This window comes from Phenylobacterium zucineum HLK1 (genome assembly GCF_000017265.1).
GTDB classification, from domain to species: domain Bacteria; phylum Pseudomonadota; class Alphaproteobacteria; order Caulobacterales; family Caulobacteraceae; genus Phenylobacterium; species Phenylobacterium zucineum.
This window is the reverse complement of record NC_011144.1, coordinates 314,727-341,235: the sequence shown is the minus strand read 5'-3', so window position 1 is coordinate 341,235 and position 26,509 is coordinate 314,727. Positions and strand designations below refer to the sequence as shown.

The window sequence follows — 26,509 nt, the reverse complement described above, 5'->3', positions numbered from 1 at the left end:
GTAGAACGCGGCTCGGGCCGTCCGGCTGCGCCGTCAGGCGTCGAGGTTGAGCAGGGCCGGATCGCCGCCCTGGGCGGTGATGTTGACGCTGACCGCCCGTTCCACCGCATAGCGCAGCAGGGCGTGCGGCCCGCCGGCCTTGGGGCCGGTTCCCGAGAGGCCTTCGCCGCCGAACGGCTGGACCCCGACGACCGCGCCGATCATCGAGCGGTTGACGTAGGCGTTGCCGGCCGGGACCGCCCGCTGGACCTCCTCGGCGAAGGCTTCGATGCGGGAATGGACGCCCAGCGTCAGGCCGTAGCGGGCCTGGACCAGCGGCGCGGCGGCCTCGGCGAGGCGGGCGGGATCGTAGCGGACCACGTGCAGGATCGGGCCGAACACCTCCTTGCCCAGGAAGCTCGCGTCCGGGATCTCGGCCAGTGTCGGGGCGAAGAAATGCCCGCCCGCGGGGACGTCCAACCGGGCCAGCACCCGCGCCTCGGCCTCCAGCCGCTGCACGTGGGCCTCGAGGGCGGCCTTGGCCTCGGCGTCGATCACCGGCCCGACATCGGCGCGCGGGTCGGCGGGATCGGTCACCACCAGCGTCCGCATGGCCCCCTTCAGGCCGTCGAGCAGGGCGTCGGCGGTCTCGTGCGGCAGGAACAGGATGCGCAGGGCCGAGCAGCGCTGGCCCGCCGAGCCGAAGCCCGACAGCAACACGTCGTCGATGACCTGTTCGCGCAGGGCCGTGGTGTCGACGAACATGGCGTTCAGCCCGCCGGTCTCGGCGATGAACGGCACGATCGGCCCCTGGCGGGCCGCCAGGGTGCGGTTGATCGCCCAGGCCGTGTCGGTGCCGCCGGTGAAGGCCACGCCGTCGCAGCCCGGATGCGAGACGAGGGCCTGGCCGACCACGGCGCCGTCGCCGGGCAGCAGGTGCAGCAGGCCGGCTGGCGCGCCGGCGGCGTGGAACAGCCTGACCGCCTCGGCGGCGATGATCGGGGTCTGCTCGGCGGGCTTGGCCAGCACGCCGTTGCCGGCGGCGAGCGCCGCCGCGACCTGGCCGGTGAAGATGGCCAGGGGGAAGTTCCAGGGGCTGATGCAGACGAACACGCCGCGGCCGTGGAGCTGGAGCTGGTTCGTCTCGCCGACGGGCCCGCGCAGGGTCTCAGGGCTGGCGAACTGGCGCTCTGCGAGGTGGGCGTAGTAGCGGCAGAAATCGGCGGCCTCGCGCACCTCGGCGATGGCGTCGGCCAGGGTCTTGCCGGCCTCCCGCACGCAGATGGCGATCAGGCGCTCGCGATGGGCCTCCAGCGCATCGCCCATGGCGCGCAGCACCTTGGCGCGGCCCTCGCCGCCGAGGGCGTCCCAGCCGGGCTGCGCCTCGCGGGCGACGGCGAAAGCCTCGTCCACCTGCCTGGGGCTCGCCTGCCAGGTCCGGCCGATCACGCGGGAGAGCTCGGCGGGCGAGCGGGCCTCGGCGCCTTCCCCGTCCGTCAGCAGGCGGCCCGACACGATGGGCGCGCCCTTGAGCGACTCGCCGTCGAGCCGCGCGACGGCGGCGGTCAGGTCGTCGCGCACGGCCTTGATCGACAGGTCGAGGCCCTCGGAGTTCTTCCGGGCCGGTCCGTAGAGGTCGCGCGGCAGCGGGATGCGCGGGTGCGGGGCGCCGCCGGCGGCCTCCACGGCCGAGATCGGGTCCACGACGACCTTGGAGACCGGGGTCTTCTCGTCGAGCAGGGCATGGACGAAGGAGGTGTTGGCGCCGTTCTCCAGCAGGCGGCGGACGAGGTAGGGCAGGAGGTCCTCGTGGCTGCCGACGGGGGCGTAGACGCGCAGCGGGAAGTCGCCATAGCGCTCCTGGGCGGCGCCGTAGAGCGCCTCGCCCATGCCGTGCAGACGCTGGAACTCGAACTTCACCTGGGCCTGGGCGGCCATCTGGCGGACGGCGGCCAGGGTGTGGGCGTTGTGGGTGGCGAACTGGGCGTAGAGCGCGGGGGCGGCGGCCAGCAGGGCCCTGGCGCAGACGAGATAGGACAGGTCCGTCGCCGCCTTGGTGGTGAACACCGGATAGCCGGACAGGCCGGCCACCTGGGCGCGCTTGATCTCGGAATCCCAGTAGGCGCCCTTCACGAGGCGAACCATCAGCCGGCGGCCGCTGGAGCGGGCGATGTCGGCGACGGCGGCGATCACCTCGGGGCCGCGCTTCTGGTAGGCCTGGACGGCGAGGCCGAGGCCCTTCCAGTCTCGCAGGGCCGGCTCGCGGGCGAGCCGATCCAGGAGCTGGAGCGAGATGACGAGGCGGTCGGCCTCCTCGGCGTCGAGGGTCAGGTTGATGTCGGCCTCCGCCCCCATCTGAGCCAGGCGCAGGATCCGAGGATAGAGATCGGCGAACACCCGCTCAGCCTGGCGGGCTTCGTAGCGGGGCGACAGGGCCGACAGCTTCACCGAGACGCCGTGCCCGGCCTCGGGGCCCTGACCGGTCGCGGACTTGCCGACGACGCGGATGGCCTCGGCGTAGGCGGCTTCGTAGCGGTCGGCGTCGGCGTCGGTGCGGGCCCCCTCGCCCAGCATGTCGAACGAGCAGACGAAGCCGTCGGCCGCGGCCCGGCGGATCGCCTTCTCGATGGTGGCGCCCAGGACGAACTGCTCGCCCATGATGCGGACGGCGGCGCCGACGGCCTTGCGGATGACGGGCTCGCCCAGGCGCCCGGCCAGGCGCTTGATGAAGCCCGGCAGGTCGTTCCTGGCCTCCTCGTCCGGGTCGATCAGCCGGCCGGTGAGCATCAGGCTCCAGGTGGAGGCGTTGACCAGCAGCGAGTCCGAGCGGCCGGCGTGGCTGGCCCAGTCGGCCGAGGCGATCTTCTCGGCGATCAGGCGGTCGCGGGTCTCCTCGTCGGGGGTGCGCAGCAGGGCCTCGGCCAGGCACATCAGGGCCAGGCCCTCGCGGGTGGAGAGGCTGAACTCCTGCAGGAAGCTCTCGACCACTCCCTGCTTGCGGGCCGCCTTGCGCGCGGCGCGGACCAGAGCCTCGGCCTCCTGCCGGACCGCCTCGCGGTCCTGCGGGCTGAGCGGCCGGGCGGCCAGCGCCCTGGTCAGGACCGTACGTTCGTCGGCGAACTTGCCGGCATCCAGATGATCGAACGGCAAGGGAGCCTCCTGCTGCGACAGCATTCGGGATATGGTACTTAGCGCCGAATGTATCACGGTTCGGCGGCGAGGTCGCCGCAGCTTCCACGGCGGAAACGGGCGATGGCGAACAATCTGCGACTGGACGAGACCGACCGGCGGCTGCTGCGGGCGCTGCAGGCGGACGGGCGGATCAGCAACGCCGAGCTCGCCGAGCGGTGCCATCTGTCCCCCTCCGCCTGCTCCGAGCGGGTGCGGCGGCTGCGCGAGGGCGGCTACATCACCGGCTTCACCGCCCTGGTGGACCCCGAGAAGGTCGAGCGCGGGGTGCTGATCTTCGTCGAGGTGGTGCTGGACCGCACGACGCCCGAGGTGTTCGAGACCTTCGCCGCCGCGGCCCGCCGCTCGCCCGACGTGCTGGAGTGCCACATGGTGGCGGGAGGCTTCGACTACCTCATCAAGTCGCGGGTGCGCGACCTGGCCGCCTGGCGGACGTTCCTGGAGGACGTGCTGGTGCGCATCCCCGGCGTGCGCGAGACGCGCACCTACGCCGTGCTGGAAGAGGTGAAGAGCACGACCCAGCTGCCGGTTTGATCTCCAGCCGCGAGCGAACGCCCGCCTTCCCCAAAAGCAAAGGGCCCGGCGTTTCCGCCGGGCCCTCGCCTAGTGTCCGACCGAAGCCGGCGATCGAGATCAGAAGTTGATGTCGATCGTCGAACGGCGGTTCAGCGGTTCCTTGACGCCGTCGCCGGTGGCGACCGCAGGCATGGTCTCGCCCTTCCAGTCGACCGACAGCGAGGTCTGGTTCACGCCGGAGCCCACCAGGGCGTCGGCGACCGCCTTCGCGCGGCGCTCGGACAGACGCACGTTGTAGGCCTGCGAGCCCGAGGTGTCGGCGTGGCCGACCACCACGACGCGGGTGGCGTTGCCGCCCTTGGCGTAGTTGGCGGCTTCCGTGACCACCTGCTGGGCTTCCGGCGTCAGCACGTACTGATCGAACGGGAAGTAGACGATGAACTGCTTGGCCTCGTAGGCCGGCGCCGGAGGCGGCGGCGGGGGCGGAGGCGGCGGCGGGGGAGGCGGCGGCGGCGGGGGCGGCGGCGGCGGGGGCGGCGGGGCCGCGAACGAGTACCGCAGGCCCAGGGTCACCGACGAGTCGCGGTATTCGCCGCTGAACACGCCCGGCTGCAGGCCGCCGGCGTTCGAGCCGGTCGAGTCGAAGTCGAGATCCGAACCGCCGAGGTAGCGGTAGGTCAGGTCGACGTTCAGGCGATCGGTGGCGCGCCACGCCACGCCGGCCAGCAGCTGCCAGGCGAAGGCGGTGTCGTCGTCGTCGATCGTCAGGTTCTGGATCGCCGGGTTGGCCGCGGTGATCCCGGGAACGTTCGAGAACTGGCCCAGCGTCTCCATGGAGACGTGGTTGATGCCGATGCCGCCGCCGATGAACGGGTTGATCGAGGAGCCGGGCATGATGTCGTAGATGACATTGCCCATCACGGTCCACGAGGTGACGTCACCGTCGGGCGAGCCGCAGGTCGGGGCCGCCGCGGTGCGCACCACGCCGGGGGTGCAGAGGCCCAGGACCGCCTGGTTCGAGCCGCCGCGCACCGACTCCAGGTCGCCGCCGCGGTAGCCGAGCTCGAGCTCGACGCGCCAGTTGTCGGTCACCTGATAGCCGAGACGGGCGAAGCCGGCCCAGTCTTCTTCCTGATTGAAATCCCAGACGTAGGGATTGCCGTTCGGCGCGTTGTTCGAGGAGTCCATCTCGAACTGCTCGGGCCAGTGGTACCCGAGATCGACCGCGCCGTACCAGCCGACTTGCGCCTGGGCGGCGGACGCGGCGAAGGCCGCGGCCATCGCAGCCCCTGCCAGGAGTTTCAACTTCATAATCAGAGCCCTCTCGTTGCCCTCAGGTGGTGCGGCCATTTGACCCAGCCGCCGTTATAACAAGGCCGATGCGATGCGTAAGTGTCGCCGAAGCCACACTCCGACCCCAATCTGGCCCCCTTTCCAGCTTCGGCGAGGACGCTGAACACAACCTTGACAGTGATCAACGGTGCGATCCGAGAAAAACAGACCGCCTCTCCCCGCCTCGGGCCCGGCTTCAGCCGAGTCCGCCGGAAAACTCAAGTCGAGCACCTCCGCTGTTCCACGCCAACCTTGGCCGGATGGGCGGCGAATGCTCGCCGAAACTGTTGGAAATATTTGTGAAGCGGGAACGGCGACGCAGGCGGGTGCGGCGGACGCACGTCCGCGACCGCTAGCATCCCAGCTTGGCCTTCCTGGCCTCGCAACGGCTCACCCCTCGTCCGACCCTGCGCCCCTTTCGCGCTCGGGGCCTCAACGTGCATGGCAACGCTTGGTTCCCGACACATGAACGCAAGCTGACAATATTTCCGCCGCCAAATTCCCGGCGCCGGTCAGGCGCCGCGCTCGCGGCGGAAGCGGCGGGCGCGGCCGCCGAGCGCCTCGGGCCGGTTGAGCGCCGCCCGGAACTCGTCGCGCCGCTCGTGGATCGAGGCGATCACCAGGCCCATCGGCACGCCGATCTCTACCAGCACCGCCTCGGAGAGCTGCAGGCTGGCCTCCACCGTCTCGGGCACGGCGTCGGTGGCGCCGAGCTCGTAGAGCCGCTGGGCATGGCGGGCGTCGCGGGCGCGGGCGACGATCGTCAGGTCCGGACGGAGGGAACGCGCGAGGCCGACGATCGCCTCCACCCCCTCGGGATCGTCCATGGTCACCACGAGCGCCGGGGCCTCGGCCAGACCGCAGCGCTCGAGGAACTCGGGCCGGGCCGCATCGCCGAAGTAGATCCGCTGGCCCGCGCGGCGGCCGGTGTCGACCATGCGGGCGTCCTTCTCGGCCCCCACCCAGGCGACCTGATGCCGGTTCAGCATGTCGCCGACGAGGCGGCCGACCCGGCCGTAGCCGACCACCAGCACGCGCGGCGTCCCCCCAGGCTCGGTTCCCCCGGGCTCGGCCCCCTCGGGTTCCGCCGGGGTCTCGGCGGGGGCGACCTTGCGCCCTCCGACCCGGACGCTGAGCAGGGAGAGCAGCGGGATGCAGAACATCGAGACGGTCGCGGCGACCAGCACCGTCTCGCCGGTCGTGCGGTCGACGATGCCGCCGCCCATGGCCTGGCCCAGGATGACGAAGGCGAACTCGCCCGCGCCGGCGAGCAGAAGGGCGGCCTCCGCGGCGGGCCGCGAGCGCAGGCCGAACAGCCGCGCGAGGCCGAAGACCACCAGGGCGTTGCCGGCCACCATCGCCAGGGCGATGCCGAGGATGGCCGCCGGCCGCTCCACCAGCAGCGGCACGTTGAGGCCGATGCCCACCGACAGGAAGAACAGGCCGAGCAGCAGGCCCTTGAAGGGCTCCACCCGCACCTCGACCTCGTGGCGGAACTCGGTCTCGGCCAGCAGCAGGCCGGCGATGAACGCGCCGAGCGCCATGGACAGGCCGGTCAGCGCGCTGACCAGGCCGGCGCCGATGACCACTAGGAGGCTGGCGGCGACGAACAGCTCCTCGCTCTTGGCCTTGGCCACCGAGCGCAGCATCGGCCGCAACAGCAGCCGGCCCATCAGGAACAGGGCGGCCAGGCCAAGCACCGCCGGGGCGAACGAGAGCAGCAGCGCGGGGCCGAAGACGGCGTCCTCCTGCCGGCTGAGCAGGGTGAGGGTGACGAGGATCGGGGCGACGGCCAGGTCCTGGAACAGCAGGACCGAGAAGGTGGCGCGGCCGGCCTGCGAATGCTGGCGCTTCTGCTCGGCCAGGATCGGCATGACGATGGCGGTAGAGGACAGCGCCAGGGCCGCGCCGATCGCCAGGGCCGCCAGCGGCCGCTGGCCCAGCAGCAGGGCCGCGCCGGCGACGCCGGCCAGGCACAGGCCCACCTGCAGCGCCCCCAGCCCGAAGACGTAGCGGCGCATCGCGCGCAGGCGCTCCCACGACAGCTCCAGCCCGATCATGAACAGCAGGAAGACGACGCCCAGCTCGGCCAGCACCGAGAGCTGCTCGGGCTCGTCGATGGTCATGGCGCGCAGCCAGCCGAACTGGTGCGAGAGGCTGCCCAGGCCGAACGGGCCCAGGAGGACGCCGGCCACGAGGAAGCCCAGGATCGGGCTGATCCGCCAGCGGCGGAACAGCGGGACCACGACGCCGGCGGTGGCCAGGAACAGGACCACGTCCTTGTACGCGCCGGTCTCGACGTGGCCTTCCATCGGCTCTCCGGGTTGATTCCCGCGGACTATGACGCAGCGGGCGGGCTTGCGTAATCCCGCCACGGCCTTACGACGGCGTTCCGTGACCACGCCGCGGGACAGAGCCATGGGCGCGCGCGCCGAACGCAGGGCGGTGATCGCCCTGCTGGCCGTCTTCGCGCTGCTGGTCCAGGCGCTGATCCCGTCCATCGCCGGGGCCGCGCCGGCCCCTCTCGCTCAAGGCGTGATCTGCACCAGCGCGGGCATGGAGGCGGCCCCCGCGGACGGGAGCCTGCCCGGCCACGTCGGCCGCTGCGACCACTGCGTCTGCCCCGCGGCGGGGGCCGCACCGCCGCCCCCCGCCGTCGACGCCGCCCTCCCGCGGGTGACCTATGTCGCGGCGGCCGCGCCGCTTCCCCGCGCCAAGCCGCCTCCGCCGGCCCGCGCCCCGCCGCGGCCGCCCGGCCAGGGACCTCCGCCTCCGAACGCCTGACCCGGACCCCATCCGGGACATCCGTGCGCGGCCCGCCCGCGCGCATCCTCATGCGTCTGGAGATCGAGAAGTGAAGCCGTTCTCCGGACTCCCCCTTGCCTCGCCCGGCGCCTCGGCCCGGCCACGATCATCGCTAAGGTGCGTCCCATGAAGCTCATCCCGCCCGCCCTCGGGCTGACCCTCGCCCTCGCCGCCGCCGCCCAGGCCCACGCGGCGCCCCAGGTGTCCGGCGCCTGGAGCCGCCCGGCCGTGGCCGGCTCCACCGGCGCCGGATTCATGACCCTGACCAATCCCGGCAAGACCGCCGATGCCCTGGTGGCGGTGGAAAGCCCCGCCGCCAAGCGGACCGAGATCCACCGCTCCAGCATGGCCGGCGGGATCATGAAGATGGAAAGGCAGGACCGGGTGGCCCTGGCCCCCGGCGCGCGGGTGACCTTCGCCCCCGGCGGCTATCACCTGATGTTCATGGGGCTGACGCGGGCGCTGAAGACCGGCGACAGGGTCCCGGCGACTCTGGTCTTCGCCAGCGGCGCCAAGCTCAGCGCCGAGTTCGAGGTGCGGGTCGCCCCGCCGGCCGGACACGCGCATCACTGATGTGGAAAAGCCCCCGCGGTTTTGACGCCTGAGTCAAAACCGCGGGGGCCCTCAAAAAGAACCGGCCCGCTGCGGGGGATAATCGCAGCGGGCCGTCTTGAGCAGTCGCTCTGATTGAGCGGGCGTTTCCTCCCCGAAACGCCGGAGACCTTCGGACTTGCGCCGTCATGTCTCTCGCCTGATGACAGAACGGCAATTTTCTGGCCGAGTCAACGGGCCCAAACGGGGTTCCCGGCAAAGTCAGTTCATAAAATTGCGATTTGCCTCAAATTTTTGACGCTGTCGTCAAAACAACCGGGACTTGAGGGTTGTAAGCGCTGGGCAGCTCACGTCAAAGACGAACTCGGGCTGGGCGGCTGTGACCGGCCCGAGGCCCGCGGCGGTAAGCGCCTGAGCGGCCTCGGCCACCTGCCCCATCTCGACCAGCAGGCCGTTGGGTCGGCGCGAGGCGCCGGCGGCGACGAGACGGTCCACCGCCTCGGCCTCGGCGGCGTCGCCACGGGATGGCCAGATCAGGGTCGCGCTGCGCCGGGCCGCGGCCCGGGCCTCCACCGCCCGCAGCAGGCGCTCGGCCGCCGCGAGGGCCGATTCGCCCCACTCGGCCCGCAGGCTGGCGGCGAGCTGCGCCTGGCTCTTCAGGATCACCCCGTCGGCCAGCACCTTCAGGCCGTTGGCGGCCAGGGTCGCCCCGGTGGTGGTGATGTCCACCACCAGCTCGGCCGCGCCGGCCGCCGGCGCGCCCTCGGTCGCCCCGCCCGACTCGGCGATGCGGTAATCGGCGATGCCGTGGCGGGCGAAGAAGGCCCGGGTCTGGGAGAGGTACTTGGTCGCCACGCGCATGCGCCGGCCGGTGCGGGCCAGGTGCTCGGCGGCGACCTCCTCGAGGTCGGCCATGGTCTCGACGTCGAGCCAGCTCTTCGGTGCGGCGACGACGAGGTCGGCGCGGCCGAAGCCCAGCGGCCGCAACAGCAGGACGCGGGAGTCGAGGTCCTCGCCGCGCTCGCGCAGCAGGTCTTCGCCGGTGATCCCGAGGTGGACCTCGCCGGCGTCCAGGGCCTCGGCGATGTCGCCGGCCGACAGGAGGCGCACCTGGGCGCCCGGCAGCCCCTTGAGGCCCGCCATGTAGCCGCGCGCCCCGCCGGTGACGGAAAGGTCGAGGCCGGCGTCGGCCAGCCAGGCCTCCACCTGCTCCTTCAGGCGGCCCTTGGACGGGACCGCGATGACCAGCTCGCTCATTGCTCGCCTCCGTCCCATGCGCGCCAGGGCCGGACCATGCAGCCCACCGCCCTCCCTTCGCCGCCCCCGAGGCCAGCCCCAAGGCGGGCCAGCAGGCCGTCGTAGCGGCCGCCGACGGCCACCGGCCGCTCGGGGCCGAGGGCCTCGCTGACCACTTCGAAGGTCAGGCCGTCGTAGTAGTCGAAGGCGTGGCCGAGGGCGGGGGCGAACCGCATCCGGTGCGGGTCGGCGACCCTGGCGAGCTCGGCCAAGCGCCGCGCCCAGCCCTCCAGCGCCGCATTCAGCGCCCTGTCGTTGCGGCCGGCGAGCTCGCCCACCCGGGCGAGGGCCGCGTCGGGCGAATCGTCGATGGCCATGAACGCGCGGATGGCGCCCGCCTGGTCGTCGGTGAGCGCCGGCGCGGCGGCCGCCTCGGCCTTGCGCACCAGCCGCGCGGCGATCTCGGCCGGCCCGCGGCCGCCCACGGGCTCGACGCCGGCCAAGGCCCAGACCTCCTCCAGCAGGGCGCCGGCCTCGGCCTGCGACAGGCCCGACAGGATGCTGGCCAGGGTTCCGCGCGCGCCGCCGGCCGTCTCGCCGGTGCGCGCCAGCTCGGCCTGCAGCAGGCGCGGCCGGCCCGCCACCCGCTTGAGCCGCGCGGCGAGCCCCTCGGCCAGGGACAGGCTCTCGATGAACGGGCCGAACAGGCCGACATCGCCGAGCCGCAGGGAGAGGTCGGCCCGCCCGCCGGCCGCGCACGCGCGCCAGGCCAGGCCGGCGATCTCGGCGTCGGCGGCCTCGGCCGCACCGTCGCCCCCCTGGCTCTGGGGGGCGAACAGCTCCAACCCCACCTGCAGGAACTCCTCGGGCCGCTCGGCGCCGGCAGAGGCGCGGAAGGCGGCGCCCTCGTAGAGATAGCGCCCGTCGCGCCTGCCCGACTCCAGGTGGGCGCGGGCGATGGCGACGGTGAAGTCGGGGCGCAGGCACGCCTCGGCCCCGCCCTCGGCCTGCACCACGAACAGCCGCGCGCGCATCGCCTCCCCGGCCAAGTCCAGGAAGAGGTTCAGCGGCTGCAGCAGGGGCGCGTCGGCGCGAGTCGCGCCGGCGGCCTCCAGGGGCGCGCGGATGGCGGCGAGCGCCGCCTCCGGCACGGGCGGCTCGACGCGCATCAGCCGGCGTCCAGGATGCGGCGCAGGGCGGGGATCAGCTCGGCGCGGGCGATGGTCTGCTGGCCGGGCCGCTGCTCGCGCCACTCGGCGTTGTCGGTCACCTTGCTGGCCAGCTCGCGGCCGAGGTCGAGGTCCTTCACGGTGACCGTGCCGGCGGCGATCTCGTCCTCGCCCAGGATGACCGCCGCGGGCGACAGGCGCCGGTCGGCGTACTTCATCTGGGCCTTCATGCCCGAGCTTCCCAGGTAGACCTCCGCCGGGACGCCCGCCGCGCGGATCTCGCCGGCCAGGGCGAAGTAGTCGGCCATGCGCGCCTGGTCGAAGGCGATGACCACCACCGGGCCGCGGACGGCCCAGGGACCCTTTCGGGCTGCGTCACGGCCGGCGGCGCGCAGGGCCGCGGCCAGGCGCGAGACGCCGAAGGAGAAGCCGGTGGCGGGCGTCCGCTCGCCGGTGAAGCGGGCCACGAGGTCATCGTAGCGCCCGCCGCCGCCGATCGAGCCGAAGGTGACCTTCTGTCCTTTCTCGTCCGTGGTGGAGAGCAAGAGCTCGGCCTCGAACACCGCGCCCGTGTAGTACTCCAGGCCCCGCACGACGGCCGGGTCGAACAGCGCCCGGTCGGGCCCGACGCCGAGCGCCGACAGGGCCGCGTCGATGGCGGCCAGCTCGGCCAGGCCCTCGTCGCCCTCGGCCGAGCCGCCGACGACCTCGGCCAGCTTGGCCAGGGTTTCGGCCCGGCCGCCGACGCCGGCGGCGGTGAAGGCCAGCACCCGTTCGGCGGACTGGGCCGAGAGCCCCGCCCCCTTGGTGAAGGCGCCGGACTCGTCGAGGCGGCCCTCGCCCAGCAGCAGGCGCACGCCGTCCGCGCCCAGGCGGTCCAGCTTGTCGACCGCGCGCAGCACGCCGAGCTTCTGGGCCTCGTCGGTCACCCCGGCCGCCGCCATCAGGCCGTTCAGCAGCTTGCGGTTGTTGATCTTGATGACCGCCGAGCCGGCCGGCAGGCCCGCGGCCTCCAGGCCCTGCACGGCCATGGCGATGATCTCGGCGTCGGCCTCGGGACGGGCCGAGCCCACCGTGTCGGCGTCGCACTGGACGAACTCGCGGAAGCGCCCCGGCCCCGGCTTCTCGTTGCGCCAGACCGGCCCGTAGGCGTAGCGGCGGAACGGCTTGGGCAGGGTCTCCCAGTTCTGGGCGGCGAAGCGGGCCAGCGGCGCAGTCAGGTCGTAGCGCAGCGCCATCCACTGCTCGTCGTCGTCCTGCAGGGCGAAGACGCCCTCGTTCGGACGGTCGGCGTCGGGCAGGAACTTGCCCAGGGCGTCGGCGTATTCGAACGCCCCGGTCTCCAGCGGCTCGAAGCCCCAGCGCTCATAGACTCCTGAGACGGCGGTCAGGATCTGCCGCTCGGCGACCACGTCGCGGGCTCGGCGGTCGACGAAGCCGCGCGGCGTGCGGGCTTCGGGGCGTTGCGGGTCTTGGGCCATGGCTGGGCGCTTACCGGCTGCGGCCTGCGCGCTCAAGGAGGCAGTTGGGGAAGGTTCGGTCATCGTCGTCTCTCGGGAAGTCTGAGGGACGGACGGCGCTTGTCAGAAGAACAGCCCCGTCCGCATCGGCGGGGCTTCGGGGAGGTCGCGCTCTCTAAGCCACGCGGCCGCCGTCCGAACCCGCCGGGGTCGGATGGTGGTGATGGCCGTGGTGGTGCGCGAACCGCGTCATGACGGGCGGGGCTATAGCGGAGACGATGCGGAGAGTCACGCACGCCCCTCCTCTCCCCCGAGCAGAGCGAGGGAGCGGCCGCACGGCGCTGCGCGCCGCCCTCTCCCTACCCTCTCCCTCTCCGCTTCGCGGGGGGAGAGGAGGGCGGTCAGCGCAGCCGCTCGATCAGCGCCTGGGTCGACGGGTCGTGGGGATTTTGGGCCGCGCCTTCCAGGTCCTCGAGGATGCGGGCCGCGAGGGTCTTGCCGAGCTCCACGCCCCACTGGTCGAAGCTGTTGATCCCCCACAGGACGCCCTCGACGAAGGTCTTGTGCTCGTAGAGGGCGATCAGCGCGCCGAGGGCCTGCGGGATCAGGCGGTCCAGCAGCAGGAAGCTGGACGGACGGTTGCCGGGGAAGTCCCGCTGGGCATCGTCCGGCATCGCGCGGCCGACCATCAGGGCCTCGGCCTGGGCCACGGCGTTGGCGAGCAGCTTCCGCTGGGCCGCCGGATCGCCCTCGGAGCCCTGGCGGACGGCGACGATGTCCACGGGGATGACATCGGTTCCCTGGTGCAGGAGCTGGAAGAAGGCGTGCTGGCCGTTGGTGCCGGCGTCGCCGAACACGCTGGCGGCGGTCGGGCGCGGAACCGGGCGGCCGTCGGCGGTGACCCGCTTGCCGTTCGATTCCATCTCCAGCTGCTGGAGAAAGGGGGGCAGCAGGCGAAGGCGCTGGGCGTAGGGGACCACCGCGCGGATCGGCCGGCCAAGGCCGTTTCGGTTGAAGACGTGGGCGAGCGCCAGCAGGACCGGCAGGTTGGCGTCCAGGGCGGCGTCCCGGAAGTGGACGTCCATCGCCGCCGCGCCGGCGTGCAGCGCCTCGAACGCCTCCCAGCCCAGGGCGACGGCGCAGGAGAGGCCCACCGCCGACCACAGCGAATAGCGGCCGCCGACCCAGTCCCAGAAGGCGAACACCTGGTCCTCCGGGACGCCGAACCCCCGCGCCTTGTCGGGCGCGGCCGAGACGGCGACGAGGTGGCTGTCCGACGCTTCGCCGAGCGCGGCGCGGAGCCAGGCCCGCGCGGCCTCGGCGTTGGTCAGGGTCTCGAGGGTGGTGAAGGTCTTGGAGACGGTGACCACCAGCGTCTCCGCCGGATCGAGGCCGGTCAGGGCCTGGGCCAGTTCGGCCGGATCGACGTTGGCGACGAAGCGCAGGTCGAGGGCGGGCTCTAGCGGCCGCAGCGCTTCCCAGATGAGCCGCGGCCCGAGGTCGGAGCCGCCGATGCCGATGTGGACGATGGCCTTGAACGGCCGGCCGGTCGCCCCGCGCCGGGCGCCCGAGCGGACCTCCCCGGCGAAGGCCTTCATCTTCGCGCGCGTGGTCTCGACCTCGCCCGAAACGGGGACGCCCGCCGCGGCGAAGCCGGCCCCCTCCGGCGCGCGCAGAGCCATGTGCAGGGCCGGCCGCCCCTCGGAGCGGTTGACCACCTCGCCGGCGAACAGGGCCGCGCGGGCCGCCTCCACTCCCGACGCGCGGGCGAGGTCCAGCATGGTCCCGACGTCGGCCTGGGACCAGGGCTGCTTGGAGAGGTCGAGGACCAGGCCCGCGGCCTCGAAGGTCAGGCGGGAGGCCCGGTCCGGCTCGGCCTCGAACAGGCCCGCGATCGAACGCTGGGCGGCGGCCTCCCCGGCCGCGTCAAGCGCCCGCCAGGACGCGGCGGCGTCGGTGTCGGTCAAGCATCCCCCTTCAGCAGCAAAGCTAGTCGGCCGAGGCGTACTTAACGCTGCAGCCGTAGGGTTGGGTTGCAGCCTGGGCGACGGCGCGGCCGGCCTTCACGTCGGCGAGGGCGGCGGCGACGTAGTTCTTGGCGCCCTTCAGGCTGGCCGGGTCGGCCGAGGCCTTGTCGTCGATGCCGCCCATGTAGACGAGCTTGCCCGCCTTATCGACGACGTACATGTGCGGGGTGGTCTTGGCCTCGTAGGCCCGGCCGACGACTCCGGTGGTATCGAGCAGGACGGCGGTGGAGGCCGCACCCGCCTTGGCCTTCCAGGCCTTGGCCTCGGCGGCGGTCTTGTAGCCCTGGAAGTCCGGGGCCGAGGAGATGACCGTCAGCCAGACGGCGCCGTCCTTCACCGCCTGCGACTGCAGGCGCTGCATGTTGCCGGAGTCGTAGTGCTTCTTCACATACGGGCAGCCCTCGTTGGTCCATTCCAGCACGACGGTCCTGCCCTTGAACTCGGCCAGGGAGCGCGTCTTGCCGTCGGCGTCCTTGACGCTGAAGGCGGGGGCCGGCTGGCCGAGGACCGGGGCCGCGACGGCGGGCGCCGCGAGCGCCGCGGCGGCGGCGAAGGCCAGGACGGTTCGGCGGTCGAGGATTCCGGGCATCGGCAGGGCTCCCTTCAGGTTTCTTCTTGGGGTCAGCTCGGCTTCGCGGCGGCGTCGATGGCGCGCACGACGAGGCCTTCGGTCAGGAGGGCTGGAAGGATAGCGGGCTCGCCGCCGCCCGCGCCATACACGAGATAGAGCGGGACGCCGGCGCGGCCGAAGCTGGCCAGTTCGGCCGCGATCTGCGGGTCCTTCTTCGTCCAGTCGGCCTTGAGGTAGACGGCGCCGGTGCGCTCCAGCGCCTCGGCCACGCCCCGGGTGGAGAGGGCCACGCGCTCGTTCACCTGGCAGCTCACGCACCAGGCGGCGGTGTAGTTGACGAACACCGGCGTGCCGGCGGCGCGCAGCTCGGCCAGCCGGGCCGGGCTGTAGGTCTCGTAGGGGACGCCGCCGGCCGAGGCGGTCGCCGGCCCCTGGGCGGCCTCGGCGTACCTGGGGCCCACCACCGCGGCGAGCGCCAGGACGGCGAGGACCCCGGCGGCCAGGCCGTAGGCGAGCGGCCGTCCGCCCTGGAGCGCGCGGCGCTGGGCGATGCCGGCCAGCCAGGCGGCGAGCGCGACGACGATGGCGGCGGCCAGCAGGCGCGCCAGGCCCTCGGGCCCGGTCTGCTGGGCCAGCACCCACACCAGCCAGGCGGCGGCGGCGTACATCGGGAAGGCCAGGGCCTTGCGGAAGGTCTCCATCCAGGCGCCCGGCGTCGGCAGGCGGTCCAGCAGGGCCGGGACGAAGGCCACGGCGACGAAGGGCGCTGCGAAGCCGATCCCGAGGGCCAGGAATACGGTCAGGGCGGCGGCGGCGCTCTGGGTCAGGGCCCAGCCCAGCGCCGGGCCCATGAAGGGCGCGGTGCAGGGGGCCGCCACGACCACCGCCAGCGTGCCGGTGAAGAAGGCGCCAGTGGTCCCGCCGCGGCGGGCGAGGCCCGAGCCGACGTTCTGCAGCGAGCCGGCGACCTCGAACACGCCCGAGAGGTTCAGGGCCACCGCCAGCATCAGGAGGGCCAGGGCGGCGACGACCGGCGGGGACTGGAGCTGGAAGCCCCAGCCGACGGCCGAGCCGGCCGCCTTCAGGGCGATCAGCACTCCCGCCAGGGCGAGGAAGGTCACGAGCACGCCGGCCCCGAAGGCCAGACCCTGGCGGCGGGCTTCGGCGTGCGCCCCGCCCCCGTGGCCGGCCAGCGAGGCGGCCTTCATGGCCAGCACCGGGAAGACGCAGGGCATCAGGTTGAGGATCAGCCCGCCCAGCAGGCCGAACAGGGCGGCGGTGGCGAGGTTCAGCGCGCCCGCGCCGCCACCCGAAACCCTGGCGGGCGGCGGGCCCAGCCCGGCGGCCGCGGCCGGAAGCGGGCCGGCGGCGGCGGTCACCTCGTAGGCCGTCTCGCCGAGGGACAGGACGCCGGAGAGGTCCTGCGGATCCCCGGTCTGGAAATCGACGCCGGGGGTCAGGGTGAGCGTCAGACCCTCGGCGCCGCGCTCGATCGGCTGCGGCTTGGCGTGGTCGATCGCCGTGCCGGAGAAGGGGAAGAAGTAGGCGTCCGAGACATCCGCGCCCTTCAGCGGGGCGCCGACGATGGCCAGCTTCACGCCGGCGGCGTCCTTCTGGAATGCGGCGGTCAGGCCGGCGGGCTTCGGCGCCTCGGCCAGGGCCTTGCGGATGGGCCCGTCCCACTGCGGATGGGCGGGCGCCGGGGCGGCGACGACCGGCAGGGACAGCGTCAGGTCGGCGCTCTCCGGGATGCAGATCTCCTCGCACACCAGGAAGGTGGCGCGGCCCTTGAGCGTGACGGTCTGGCCGGGCGCCGCGTCGGCGGGGGCGGTCACCGGGACCGGCAGGATCACCTGCCCCTCGTAGCCGTAGTTGACCAGCGGGCCGACCGGCAGGCGGTGCGGCGTCGGCCAGACGAACTCGCCGGCGCTCCAGCCCGGCGGCAGGGTCCATTCGATGCGGGTCGGCTCGCCGGAATCGCCCGGGTTGCGCCAGTAGGTGTGCCAGCCGTCCTGGATCTTCTGGACGAGGGCCACGTGCAGCGTCTGGCCGGGGGCGATCCCCTGCGCCCGGGGCGCCAACTCGGCGACGAGATGGCCGGTGTTGACCGGCTGCGCAAAGGCGGCGCCGGCGAAGACCCCCATGGAGACCAGGGCGAACACCACGCCCGCGAGGAACCGCATCGTCACCCCTTCGAGGAACCCGATATTACCAATGTACGCGACTTTATGGCCCACGGATGTCACGGCCGCAAAGCGGGGCCTCGACTCCGCCCGCGGCGCACGGCCATCATTCGGCGAATCCCGCCATGCGAAGAGGACCAGAGGGTGCCCGCACCGTTCGACGACATCCGGATCGGCCAGGTGGTGTCCCTGGGGGCGTGCGCGGTGGATCCGGGGGCGCTGGAGGCGTTCTGCCGGGCGTTCACGCCGGGCTGGACGGTGGAGCGGGGCGCGCCCGACGCCATGGTCTACGCCATCTGGGCCAAGCTGGACGCGGTGGCGCACACCGACTGGCCGCAGACCAAGCGCCTGGGGGTCGACGCTCTGCGCTGGATGCGCAACCCGCCGGCCGGCGAGCTGCTGCGCGGGCGGATGACGATCATGGCCAAGGACGCGGTCGGCGACGACAAGGGCGTCGTCATCGCCCAGCACGACCTGCTGGACGAGGCGGGCCGGCTGGTCTTCTCGTGCCTGACCCGGAGCGTGTTCACGCGGTGAAGCGCGAGAGTGCTCCCCCCTCTGGGGGAGCTGTCCCGAAGGGACTGAGGGGGCGCGCCGTAGCGGAAGCCCCCTCCACCACTTCGTGGTCCCCCTCCCTCGGAGGGGAGGATCGGGATCAGCCGTTCGCCGCCACCGGGCGCTGGGCCTGGCGGGCCATGGCGATGGCCACCAGGCGGTCCCAGCCGACCAGCGACAGCAGGTGGGCGTAGATCTGGCCAAGGGCGCCGTTGTCGCGCAGCTCGACCAGCTTCTCGGACGGCAGCTTGGCGAGCTTGTCTTCGGAGACGCCGAAGTACTCGGCGATCTTCTGCGGCTGGCCCGGCGTGCCGTCGGGGTTGGTGGGGGTGAACTGGGCGGTCTTGGTCTCGAACAGGTCGAGGTCCTTGAGGAGCTGGACGAAGCTCATGGTCCGCTGACGCTCGACCTCGAAGTTGTTGCAGAACTCGATGCACTGCTTGGTGTAGTCCGAGGGCTCGCCCTTCTCGTCGAAGAACGGCATGTCGCCGCCTTCCACCACGAACTCGGCCGCGCGGTCGACGCACAGCACCATCTGGTTGTTCTGGGTGTCGTTGGCGAACACGAACGGATAGCGGCGCACATAGGCCGGGATGTAGACGCCGGGCTCGAACAGGCCGTTGTCCTGCACGAACATGTTCTCGTTGGCGTTCAGGCCCATCACCGCGATCGGCAGCTTCTCGTCGCCGACGAAGATGATCGGGCCGCTGACGGCGGCCAGCGGGAACTCGCCCACGGTCAGCGGGATGGCGTGGCCGGTCCTGGCGAACTTGAACGGGCCGTCCATGCGCTTGACGCCCAGCTTGCCGTGCAGCTCGCGCGCCAGCGGTTCGGGCTTGTTGTAGAAGAGGACGCTGCCGGTCAGCTCGCCGCCCGCGGGCACTTGGGTCGTTTCGGACATCGAAAACCTTCGAATCTCTGGAGCGCCGACGCGCCCTCCCGGCCCGCCTCGCGCGAAGGGGCCGCTTCTAGCCGATCCGAAGAACAGCGGCAAATCACGGCGCGCCGCTTGCGCCCGGACGGCCAAGCCTCTTCAATCCCGCCCCATCGCAGGGAGCGCCCATGCCCATCTACTATCCCGACATCCTCGAGCAGCCGCCGACCGTCTGGACCTTCACCTACGGCGACAAGGACGTGATGCTCTACGCCCTGGGGATCGGCCTGGGGGCGGACCCGATGAACCGGGACGAGCTGCCGTTCGTCTACGAGCGCGAGCTGAAGGTCGTGCCGACGGCGGCGACGGTGCTGTCCTCGGCGGGCGCGGCGCTGCGCAAGCGTGACGAGACCCCGCCGCGCGAGGGCTGGCGCGAGAGCGAGATCAACTTCCTGATGGTCGTGCACGGGGAGCAGAAGGTCGAGCTGCACAAGCCGCTGCCGGACTACGGGACCTTCACCGCCGAACAGCGGGTGATCGGCGCGTTCGACAAGGGCGCCGGCAAGGGCGCGGTCGTCCTCAACGAGACCGTCTGGACCGACCAGAAGGGCGAGAAGGTCGCCACCCTGACGAGCTCGATCTTCGCCCGCGGCGACGGCGGCTTCGGCGGCCCGACCGAGGGCGCCCCCGAGCCGCACAAGGTCCCGGACCGGGCGCCGGACGTCTCGGCCGACTTCGCGACCCGGCCGGACCAGGCCCTGCTCTACCGCCTGAACGGCGACCGCAATCCGCTGCACTCCGACCCCGACGTGGCGAAGATGGCCGGGTTCGACCGGCCGATCCTGCACGGCCTGTGCACCTACGGCATCACCTGCCGGGCGGTGCTGCAGGAGATCACCGGCTGGGACGCCGCGGCGATCCTGAGCCACGAGGCGCGGTTCTCGGCCCCGGTGTTCCCCGGCGACGTGGTCACGGTGGACCTGTGGCGCGACGGCAAGGTGATCTCGTTCGAGGCGCGGGTTAAGGAGCGCGGCGTCACCGTCATCAAGAACGGCAAGACCGTCCTGCGCTAGCCTCGAAGGAATACCTCATTGCTCCGTAAACTGATCACCGCCGGCGCCGTCGCGGGCGCCTCGGTCCTGTGGGCCGCCTGCGCCGCCTCGCCCGCCGCCTCGCCCGCGCCAGAGACCACCGCCCTCGTCCACGCCGCGCCGGGGGGACAGACCAGCGGCTACCTGTCGGCCTCGACCCTGTCGGGCAAGGACATCCTGCCCGGACCGCCGGCGCCCGGATCGCCGTACGACGCCGCCGACCGCGCCAACTACGAGGCGACGCGCGCGCTGGAGGGCTCGCCCCGCTGGAAGTTCGCCCAGCAGGACAACGACCTGTGGCAGGGCGGCGGCCTGAGGCGGTTCGCCTGCGCCATGGGCAAGGACGTCAGCCCCAAGGCGACCCCGGTCGCCTGGAAGCTGCTGCACAAGATCGAGCTGGACGTGCGCACCATCGGCACGCCGGCCAAGAACCACTTCGCCCGCCGCCGCCCGGCGCTGGGCAACGACAAGCCGATCTGCATCAAGCGCGAACCCTGGCTCGAGACCAACGCCTCGTACCCCTCGGGCCATTCGATGGTCGCCTGGGCCTGGGCGCTGATCCTCACCGAGGCCCAGCCGGCCAGCGCCGACGCCCTGCTCAAGCTGGGCCAAGAGGCGGGCGAGAGCCGGGTGGTCTGCGGCGTGCACTACCCCTCGGACGTCGAGGCGGGCCGCACCCTGGCCGCCGGCATGGTCGCGCGACTGCACGCCGATCCGGCGTTCATGGCCGACCTGGCGGAGGCCAAGCAGGAACTGGCCGGCGCGCCCGCCGCGACGGGCTGCTGATCCCCCTCTCCTCTCCCCCGAGGCGTAGTCGGAGGGGAGAGGAGACGACTTACGCGGGCCGGCCGTTCACCAGCGACCCATAGAGGTCGGTGCGGCGGTCGCGGAAGAAGCCCCAGGCGGCGCGGTGGGTCGCCAGGAAGTCGAGGTCGAACTCGGCCTTCAGCACCCCCTCGTCCTCGCGCCCGAAGGCGGCGACGAGGTCGCCCCGGTGGTCGGCGATGAAGCTGGAGCCGTAGAACTCCTGGCCGCCGTTCGGATAGCCGTCCCACGGCTCGAAGCCCGTGCGGTTGGCGCCCACCACCGGGATCACGTTCGAGACCGCGTGGCCCTGCATCGCCCGGCGCCAGGGGGCGGCGGTGTCCAGGGTGGCGTCGTGCGGCTCGGAGCCGATGGCGGTGGGATAGAGCAAGACCTCGGCGCCCATCAGGGTCATGGCGCGGGCGGCCTCGGGGTACCACTGGTCCCAGCAGATGCCGACGCCGATGCGCCCGAACTTCGTCTCCCAGACCTTGAAGCCGGTGTCGCCGGGCCGGAAGTAGTACTTCTCCATGTAGCCCGGTCCGTCGGGGATGTGGCTCTTGCGATAGACGCCCATCAGCGAGCCGTCGGCGTCCACCATCACCAGGCTGTTGAAGTAGTGCGGCCCCTCGCGCTCGAAGATCGAGATCGGCAGCACGACGCCCAGCTCCTTGGCCAGCGGCGCCAGCGCGGTGACGCACGGATGCTCGCGCCAGGGATAGGCGGTGGCGAACCAGCGCTCCTCCTGGGCCACGCAGAAGTAGGGCCCCTGGAACAGCTCGGAGGGGAGGATCACCTGGGCGCCGTCGGCCGCGGCCTGGCGGATGAAGCCTTCGGTCTTGGCGATGTTGGCCGCCATGTCCTGGCCGTACGAGGTCTGGATGGCGGCGACGGAGAGCTTGCGCGTCATCAGAGGGCGGGCTCCTGCTGGGTGATGCAGTGGAAGGACCCGCCGCCGGTCAGAATGGCGAGCGACGGAAGGCCGACGATCGCGCGGCCGGGGAACAGCTGCTCCAGCGCCTGGACGGCGAGCTCGCCCGGCCGGGCTTCGTAGATCGGCACGATCACCGCCTGGTTGGCGATGAGGAAATTCATGTGGCTGGCCGGGATCGGTCCCTCGCCGGGCTCGCCCTCGACCCAGCCGGGCGAGGGGACCCGGACGACCACGATGGGCTCGCCGCGGGCGTCGGTGGCCCCCGCCAGCCGCCGCGCGGCGTCGTCGTAGGCCTCGGCGTTCGGATCGCCCCGGCCCCAGGCCACCGGCACGGCGACGACGCCGGGCGCCACGAAGCGGGCCAGGTTGTCGACGTGGCCGTCGGTGTGGTCGTTCTGCAGGCCCTCGCCCAGCCAGAGCACCTTCTTCGCGCCCAGGGCCTTGGCCAGGGCCGCCTCGGCCGCGGCTTCGGTCCAGCCGGGGTTGCGGTTGGGGTTGAGCAGGCACTGGCCGGTGGTCAGCACCGTGCCGAAGCCGTCGTGGTCGACGGCGCCGCCCTCCAGGATGAAGTCGTGGGCGACGAGCGGGACGCCCGAAGCCTGCGCGATCTGGGCCGCCACCTCGTCGTCGTGCGGCAGGTCGTACTTGCCGCCCCAGCCGTTGAAGCGGAAGCCATGCGCCTTTCCGCCCGCGAAGATCGGGCCGGTGTCGCGCAGCCAGATGTCGCCGAAGCGGCCGGCCGTGATCTCGACGTTCGGGACGTCGCCCAGCAGGCGGCGGGCGGCCGCCTCGCCGTCTGGGTGGCCGGTCATCAGCCGCACGCGCTCGCCCCCGGGCCCCGCCAGGGCGCGGGCCAGGGCGGCCACCTCGGCCTGGGCCTCATCGAGGTCGGCCTCCCACAGGTCGGCGTGGCTCGGGAAGCCCAGCCACATGGCCTTGTGCGGCGCCCACTCGGCGGGAACGGTGAAGCTCAACGTGAAGGCCCCCTTTTCGAAAAGCCGCGCGCACATGGCCCCCCGGGACCCCCCCGTCAAGCATCCCGCGACAAAGAGAAAGGGGCGGCCGCGTCGCCGCGGCCGCCCCTCGCATCGGTCCGTCCGGACCCGAGCGCGCCTTAGAACTCGGCGTGCAGGGTCAGGATGAAGGTCCGGCGGTAGCCCGGCTGGCCGAGGCCCGTGCCGGTCAGGTTCGAGGTCATGTCGCCGAGGTAGCGCTCGTCGAACAGGTTCCGCACGTTGGCCTGGAGGTAGGTGTTCTCCATGCCGAAGCGGTCCAGCTTGAAGCGCACGTCCACGTCGGTGAGGACGTAGTCGGGGAACTTCTCGGTGTTGACCAGGTTCGACCAGCGCGCGCCGGTGTACTTGGTCTGCCAGCCGAAGGAGAGGTCCTCGGTCGGGTAGTAGTTGACCCGGAAGACGCCTTGCCAGGTCGGGGTCTCGTAGAGCGAGCGGCCCTCGGTCGGCAGGACGGTCGAGCCGTCCACGATGTCGTCCTGGATCTCGGATTCGATGTACGAGGCCGCGCCGTAGACGTTCAGCTTCTCGCTGATGTCGTAGCCGGCCTGGAAGTCGACGCCGAACAGCTCGACGTCGCCGACGTTGGTCGAGAACGCGATGCCCGAGGCTTCGTCGAACACGCGCTCGATCCGGTTCGTGAACGAGTTGAACCAGACCGCGCCCTGAGCCATCAGGCCGCCGCGGTTGAAGCGGAAGCCGGCGTCATAGGCCTTGGCGCTTTCCGGGCCCGGATCGACCGAGATCCGGTCGTACAGGTCGTCGGTGCGCGGCGCCGAGAGGGTCTCGGCGTAGCTGGCGTAGATCGTCAGGTCGTCGGTCAGGTCGTAGCTGACGCCCACGTTCGGCAGCACGTCGTCGTACTTGCGGGTGAACTCGCGCGGCTGGCCGTAGAGGTTGTTCGCGTTCGAGTTCAGCGCGCTGGCCGGGAAGCGGACCAGCGGACGGCCCGTGCCGTCGTCGGTGCCGGGCACGATGGTCGGGACCTGGGTCGTGCAGTAGGCGTTGAACGTGTTGTTCTGGTAGCAGAAGTTGTTCAGGTCGCGCTTGAAGAATGGCGCGCGCAGGCCGGCGTTGAACAGCAGCCGGTCTTCGAGGAAGCGGCCGCGGTACTCGACGGCGATCTGGTTCAGGTAGGCCACCGAGGCGCGGTCGCGGCGGCGCAGGTTGGTGCCGTCGGGCAGCAGGACCGGACGGCCGCGGCCGTCCTTGCCGCCGAACACGTCTTCCGGCTTGCCGTCCACGATGTAGCCCACGTCGCCGGTCTGGCGGTGGTTGGCCTTGTCGTAGGTGTAGGCGAGGCGGACGTTCTGGTTGTCGGCGAACTTCCAGATCAGCGACGAGGTGACGCCGTAGCGGCGGGTGTTCGTCGTGTTCGGACGATAGAGGCGGACGGTGTCGTTCAGGTCGCCGTCGCCGTTCAGGTCGACGCCGGCCGCGCCCGAGTTGCCGCGCAGCTGCAGGTCGGTCTCGGCCCAGTTGCCGGCGCCGCCGCCGTTGGCCAGCACGTACTGGAACGACGGGTCGACGGTCAGCGTCAGGGTCTCGTTGAGCTTGAAGCTCGACAGGGCCCGCAGGTTGCCGGTGTTCGACGGGTTGATGTTCTCGTTGGCGGCCTGGAAGCCGTTCACCGGCGCGACGCGGGCGCGGTAGTTGGCCAGGCTGATGCGGTTGATGAAGCTGTTGCGGTTCTGGTTCCAGTGACCGATCAGGCTGACGAAGCTGTCTTCGCCGAGATCCTGGTCGATGCGGAAGTTGAACTGCTTCTTCTCGATCTTGCCTTCCGGATCCTGGGTCGCGTCATGCGGCCGGAAGATGTCGTTCTTGGTGTAGAGGCCGCTGATCCAGGCCTTGGTGCCCCAGGGGCCGACCCGGCCGGTCTCGACCGTGGCGTAGTAGCGCTGGAAGTTCACCGACCCCAGGCCGACCTCGGTGCGGACGCCGAACTCGTCGTCGGCGCGCCGGGTGATGTAGTTGATGGTGCCGCCCGCGGCCGCCGCGGTCGGGCTGTCGACGTCGGTGGTGCCGAGGTTGACCGTCACGCGCTCGATCAGGTCCGAGTCGAGCTGCTGGTTCGGGTAGATGGCGTAGTTGCCGGAATCGTTCAGCGGCACGCCGTCCTGCAGCAGGGCGATGCGCTGCGAGTCGAAGCCGCGCAGCACGACGTCGCCGCCGGCCGAGCCGAAGGCGTCGTTGTTGGTGAAGTTGACGGCCGGCAGCAGGTTGATGGTGTCCAGGATCGTCTGGCCCGGGGCCATCCGGCTGATGAACTCCTGGGTGATCGAGGCGCGAGACTTGGGCTCGCTTTCGGCCACGATCACGCCGTCCATGTTGCGCGGGCCCATCGAGCCCGTCACGATCAGTTCCTCGACCACCGCGGTGCCGGTGGATTGCGCCATGGCCGAGCCCGCCATCAGCAGGCCGGTCGCAAGCGCCGTCGTCGCGCAGAGCGCGCGGCTCAGATGCATTTTCATCGAAATCCCCTCTCGATCGACTGCCGCGGGCCTTCGCCCCTCCGGAGGCCGCGAGTCTTGGGCGCCCCTATAACGCCAAATTTGGAGGAGTGGGTGACGCTTTTGTTACGGTTCGCCGGACTCCGTCCGGATGCGTCGAAAGGCGGCGCCAGTGTGCTTTACAGCACACGCCACAGGGTTACCGTCCGCGTCCCTTCGAAGGACCTGGCATGACAGACACCGCGCGCCTGCGAGCGCCCGACGACTGGCGGGCGGCGATCCTGCTCACCGCGGGACTGACGCTCGTGCGCCTGGTGGTCCTGTTCGCCAGCCCCCTCGAGCTCTACCCGGACGAGGCCCAGTACTGGCTTTGGTCGCGCACGCTCGACTTCGGCTACTACTCCAAGCCGCCGATGGTCGCCTGGGCGATCTGGGCCACCACCGCGATCGGCGGGAACGCCGAGCCGTGGGTGCGGCTCTCGGCAGGCCTGTTCCAGGCCGGCGCCATGCTGACGGTCTTCGCCATCGGCCGGCGGCTGTACGATTCGCGCACGGCCCTGGCGGCGGCGGCGCTGTACGGCCTGATGCCGGGCGTGCAGCTCTCGTCGCTGGTCGCCGCCACCGACGCGCCGCTGCTGTTCTTCCTTGCCCTGACGATCCTGGCCTACGCCGCCCTGCAGACGGCGGAAGGCCGGGCCGGCGTGCGCGTCGCCGCGGGCCTCGGCGCGGCGCTGGGGCTGGCCTTCCTCAGCAAGTACGCGGCCGTCTACTTCGTCGTCGGCCTTGCGCTGCACCTGGCGCTGTCGCGGCAGGCGCGGGCCGCCTGGAGCCTGCCCCGGGCCGCCGCCGCCGCCGGGGCCTTCGCCCTGATGCTGGCCCCCAACCTCGCCTGGAACGCCGCGCACGGGTTCGCCACCTTCCAGCATACGGCCGCCAACGCCGCCTGGGGCGGGCGCAAGCTGTTCAACTTCGGCGAGCTCGGGGAATTCCTCGCCTCCCAGTTCGGGGTGTTCGGGCCGATCCCCATGGGCGTCCTGCTGGTGGGCCTCGCGCTGGCGGCGCTGCGCCGGCGGCTGTCGCGGCAGGACCTTCTGCTGCTGTGCTTCACCCTGCCGCCGCTGCTGATCGTCACCGGCCAGTCGTTCATCAGCCGGGCCAACGCCAACTGGTCCGGGGCGGGCTATCTCGCCGGCTCGGTGCTGGTCGCCGCCTGGCTGATGCGCTGGCGCGCCAGGAGCTGGCTGATCGGCGCGCTGTCCCTGCAGGCGGCGGTCGCGGCGGCGTTCTTCGCCTTCGTCATCTCGCCGCCCCTGGCCGAGCGGGCGGGGATGGCCAACGCCTTCAAGCGGGCCAAGGGCTGGGGCGAGACCACCGACGTCATCCTGCGGCGGGCGGCGCTGGAGCCGGGGCTCTCGGCAATCGCCGTCAACGACCGGTTCCTGTTCTACGCCCTCTCCTACTACGGCCGCGACGCGCTCGCGGCGGGCGCCCCGCCGCTGCGCAGCTGGCTGCTGATGGAGACGCCGCAGAACCAAGCCGAGACCAGCGCCCCGCTGACGGCGGCCGAGGGCCGGCGCGTGCTGGCCGTCGCGCTGGAGGGCGTCTACCGGCCGCAGATGGAGGCCGACTTCCGGCAGGCCTCGGGCCTGGAGATCGCCAGCGTCTGGCTGGACCGCAAGCGCAAGCGGCGGATCGAGATGTTCGTCGCCGAGGACTACGCCCCCCGCCCGCGCGATCCGGCGACCGGCCTGCCGGCGATGTGAGGC

General features: G+C 72.1%; 20 protein-coding genes. 7 read left to right on the top strand and 13 right to left on the bottom strand.

The annotated features are described in order from the left end of the window. Positions 1-33: 33 nt before the first annotated feature. On the bottom strand, positions 34-3,153 hold the full coding sequence (putA, locus tag PHZ_RS01865) for a bifunctional proline dehydrogenase/L-glutamate gamma-semialdehyde dehydrogenase PutA (protein WP_041372991.1): 3,120 nt from the start codon (positions 3,151-3,153) through the stop codon (positions 34-36). A 78-nt stretch (positions 3,154-3,231) separates the two neighbouring features. Between putA and PHZ_RS01860 the strand changes: the two genes are divergently transcribed. Then, a complete protein-coding gene (locus tag PHZ_RS01860; protein WP_012520900.1) occupies positions 3,232-3,702 on the top strand; it encodes a winged helix-turn-helix transcriptional regulator in 471 nt (156 codons plus the stop codon). 99 nt (positions 3,703-3,801) lie between these two features. Here the strand turns inward: PHZ_RS01860 and PHZ_RS01855 are convergent, their stop codons facing one another. Continuing rightward, the gene (locus tag PHZ_RS01855) at positions 3,802-4,995 is read right to left on the bottom strand and encodes an OmpA family protein (RefSeq protein WP_041372989.1); all 1,194 of its coding nucleotides are present in this window, start codon (positions 4,993-4,995) and stop codon (positions 3,802-3,804) included. Positions 4,996-5,528: 533 nt separating this feature from the next. Next, the gene (locus tag PHZ_RS01850; protein ID WP_012520898.1) at positions 5,529-7,328 is read right to left on the bottom strand and encodes a cation:proton antiporter domain-containing protein; all 1,800 of its coding nucleotides are present in this window, start codon (positions 7,326-7,328) and stop codon (positions 5,529-5,531) included. A gap of 106 nt (positions 7,329-7,434) precedes the next feature. Between PHZ_RS01850 and PHZ_RS23735 the strand changes: the two genes are divergently transcribed. Both PHZ_RS23735 and PHZ_RS01840 read left to right on the top strand, forming a co-directional pair. Continuing rightward, complete coding sequence (locus tag PHZ_RS23735; RefSeq protein WP_041372987.1) at positions 7,435-7,800, top strand: DUF2946 family protein; 366 nt, start codon at positions 7,435-7,437, stop codon at positions 7,798-7,800. 147 nt (positions 7,801-7,947) lie between these two features. Next, entirely contained in the window at positions 7,948-8,394 is a 447-nt protein-coding gene (locus PHZ_RS01840; RefSeq protein WP_012520897.1) for a copper chaperone PCu(A)C, read from the top strand. 285 nt (positions 8,395-8,679) lie between these two features. Here PHZ_RS01840 and hisG read toward each other — a convergent pair whose 3' ends face one another. The 6 genes from hisG to PHZ_RS01810 form a co-directional block, all read right to left on the bottom strand. After that, entirely contained in the window at positions 8,680-9,630 is a 951-nt protein-coding gene (hisG, locus tag PHZ_RS01835; protein WP_012520896.1) for an ATP phosphoribosyltransferase, read from the bottom strand. Beyond that, positions 9,627-10,778: an ATP phosphoribosyltransferase regulatory subunit gene (locus PHZ_RS01830; protein WP_012520895.1), complete on the bottom strand. Its 1,152-nt coding sequence runs from the start codon at positions 10,776-10,778 to the stop codon at positions 9,627-9,629. The genes hisG and PHZ_RS01830 overlap by 4 nt, the downstream gene beginning before the upstream one ends. Then, positions 10,778-12,259: a histidine--tRNA ligase gene (gene hisS / locus PHZ_RS01825; protein WP_041372986.1), complete on the bottom strand. Its 1,482-nt coding sequence runs from the start codon at positions 12,257-12,259 to the stop codon at positions 10,778-10,780. Before hisS ends, PHZ_RS01830 begins: the two co-directional genes overlap by 1 nt. Positions 12,260-12,639: 380 nt before the next feature. Further along, a complete protein-coding gene (pgi, locus tag PHZ_RS01820; protein ID WP_012520893.1) occupies positions 12,640-14,205 on the bottom strand; it encodes a glucose-6-phosphate isomerase in 1,566 nt (521 codons plus the stop codon). Between the two features lie 22 nt (positions 14,206-14,227). After that, entirely contained in the window at positions 14,228-14,854 is a 627-nt protein-coding gene (locus PHZ_RS01815; RefSeq protein WP_012520892.1) for a redoxin domain-containing protein, read from the bottom strand. Positions 14,855-14,886: 32 nt separating this feature from the next. Beyond that, positions 14,887-17,019: a protein-disulfide reductase DsbD family protein gene (locus PHZ_RS01810; protein WP_148216762.1), complete on the bottom strand. Its 2,133-nt coding sequence runs from the start codon at positions 17,017-17,019 to the stop codon at positions 14,887-14,889. 144 nt (positions 17,020-17,163) lie between these two features. Here PHZ_RS01810 and PHZ_RS01805 point away from each other — a divergent pair, with 144 nt between their 5' ends. Next, positions 17,164-17,556: a hotdog family protein gene (locus PHZ_RS01805; protein ID WP_041372984.1), complete on the top strand. Its 393-nt coding sequence runs from the start codon at positions 17,164-17,166 to the stop codon at positions 17,554-17,556. A 118-nt stretch (positions 17,557-17,674) separates the two neighbouring features. On the opposite strand, the gene PHZ_RS01800 is transcribed toward PHZ_RS01805, so the two are convergent. Continuing rightward, on the bottom strand, positions 17,675-18,475 hold the full coding sequence (locus PHZ_RS01800) for a SapC family protein (protein WP_041372982.1): 801 nt from the start codon (positions 18,473-18,475) through the stop codon (positions 17,675-17,677). A gap of 161 nt (positions 18,476-18,636) precedes the next feature. Here PHZ_RS01800 and PHZ_RS01795 point away from each other — a divergent pair, with 161 nt between their 5' ends. Both PHZ_RS01795 and PHZ_RS01790 read left to right on the top strand, forming a co-directional pair. Continuing rightward, positions 18,637-19,521 carry a MaoC/PaaZ C-terminal domain-containing protein gene (locus PHZ_RS01795; RefSeq protein ID WP_012520889.1) on the top strand — a complete coding sequence of 295 codons (885 nt, stop codon included), beginning with the start codon at positions 18,637-18,639 and terminating at the stop codon, positions 19,519-19,521. 18 nt (positions 19,522-19,539) lie between these two features. Further along, on the top strand, positions 19,540-20,325 hold the full coding sequence (locus PHZ_RS01790; RefSeq protein ID WP_012520888.1) for an acid phosphatase: 786 nt from the start codon (positions 19,540-19,542) through the stop codon (positions 20,323-20,325). A gap of 49 nt (positions 20,326-20,374) precedes the next feature. Here the strand turns inward: PHZ_RS01790 and aguB are convergent, their stop codons facing one another. From aguB to PHZ_RS01775, 3 genes are all read right to left on the bottom strand, one after another. Continuing rightward, a complete protein-coding gene (gene aguB, locus PHZ_RS01785) occupies positions 20,375-21,253 on the bottom strand; it encodes an N-carbamoylputrescine amidase (protein ID WP_012520887.1) in 879 nt (292 codons plus the stop codon). Further along, a complete protein-coding gene (locus PHZ_RS01780; RefSeq protein WP_041373793.1) occupies positions 21,253-22,251 on the bottom strand; it encodes an agmatine deiminase family protein in 999 nt (332 codons plus the stop codon). The genes aguB and PHZ_RS01780 overlap by 1 nt, the downstream gene beginning before the upstream one ends. Positions 22,252-22,391: 140 nt before the next feature. After that, entirely contained in the window at positions 22,392-24,764 is a 2,373-nt protein-coding gene (locus tag PHZ_RS01775) for a TonB-dependent receptor (RefSeq protein WP_012520885.1), read from the bottom strand. A gap of 209 nt (positions 24,765-24,973) precedes the next feature. Here PHZ_RS01775 and PHZ_RS01770 point away from each other — a divergent pair, with 209 nt between their 5' ends. Further along, entirely contained in the window at positions 24,974-26,506 is a 1,533-nt protein-coding gene (locus PHZ_RS01770) for an ArnT family glycosyltransferase (protein WP_012520884.1), read from the top strand. Positions 26,507-26,509: the final 3 nt, after the last annotated feature.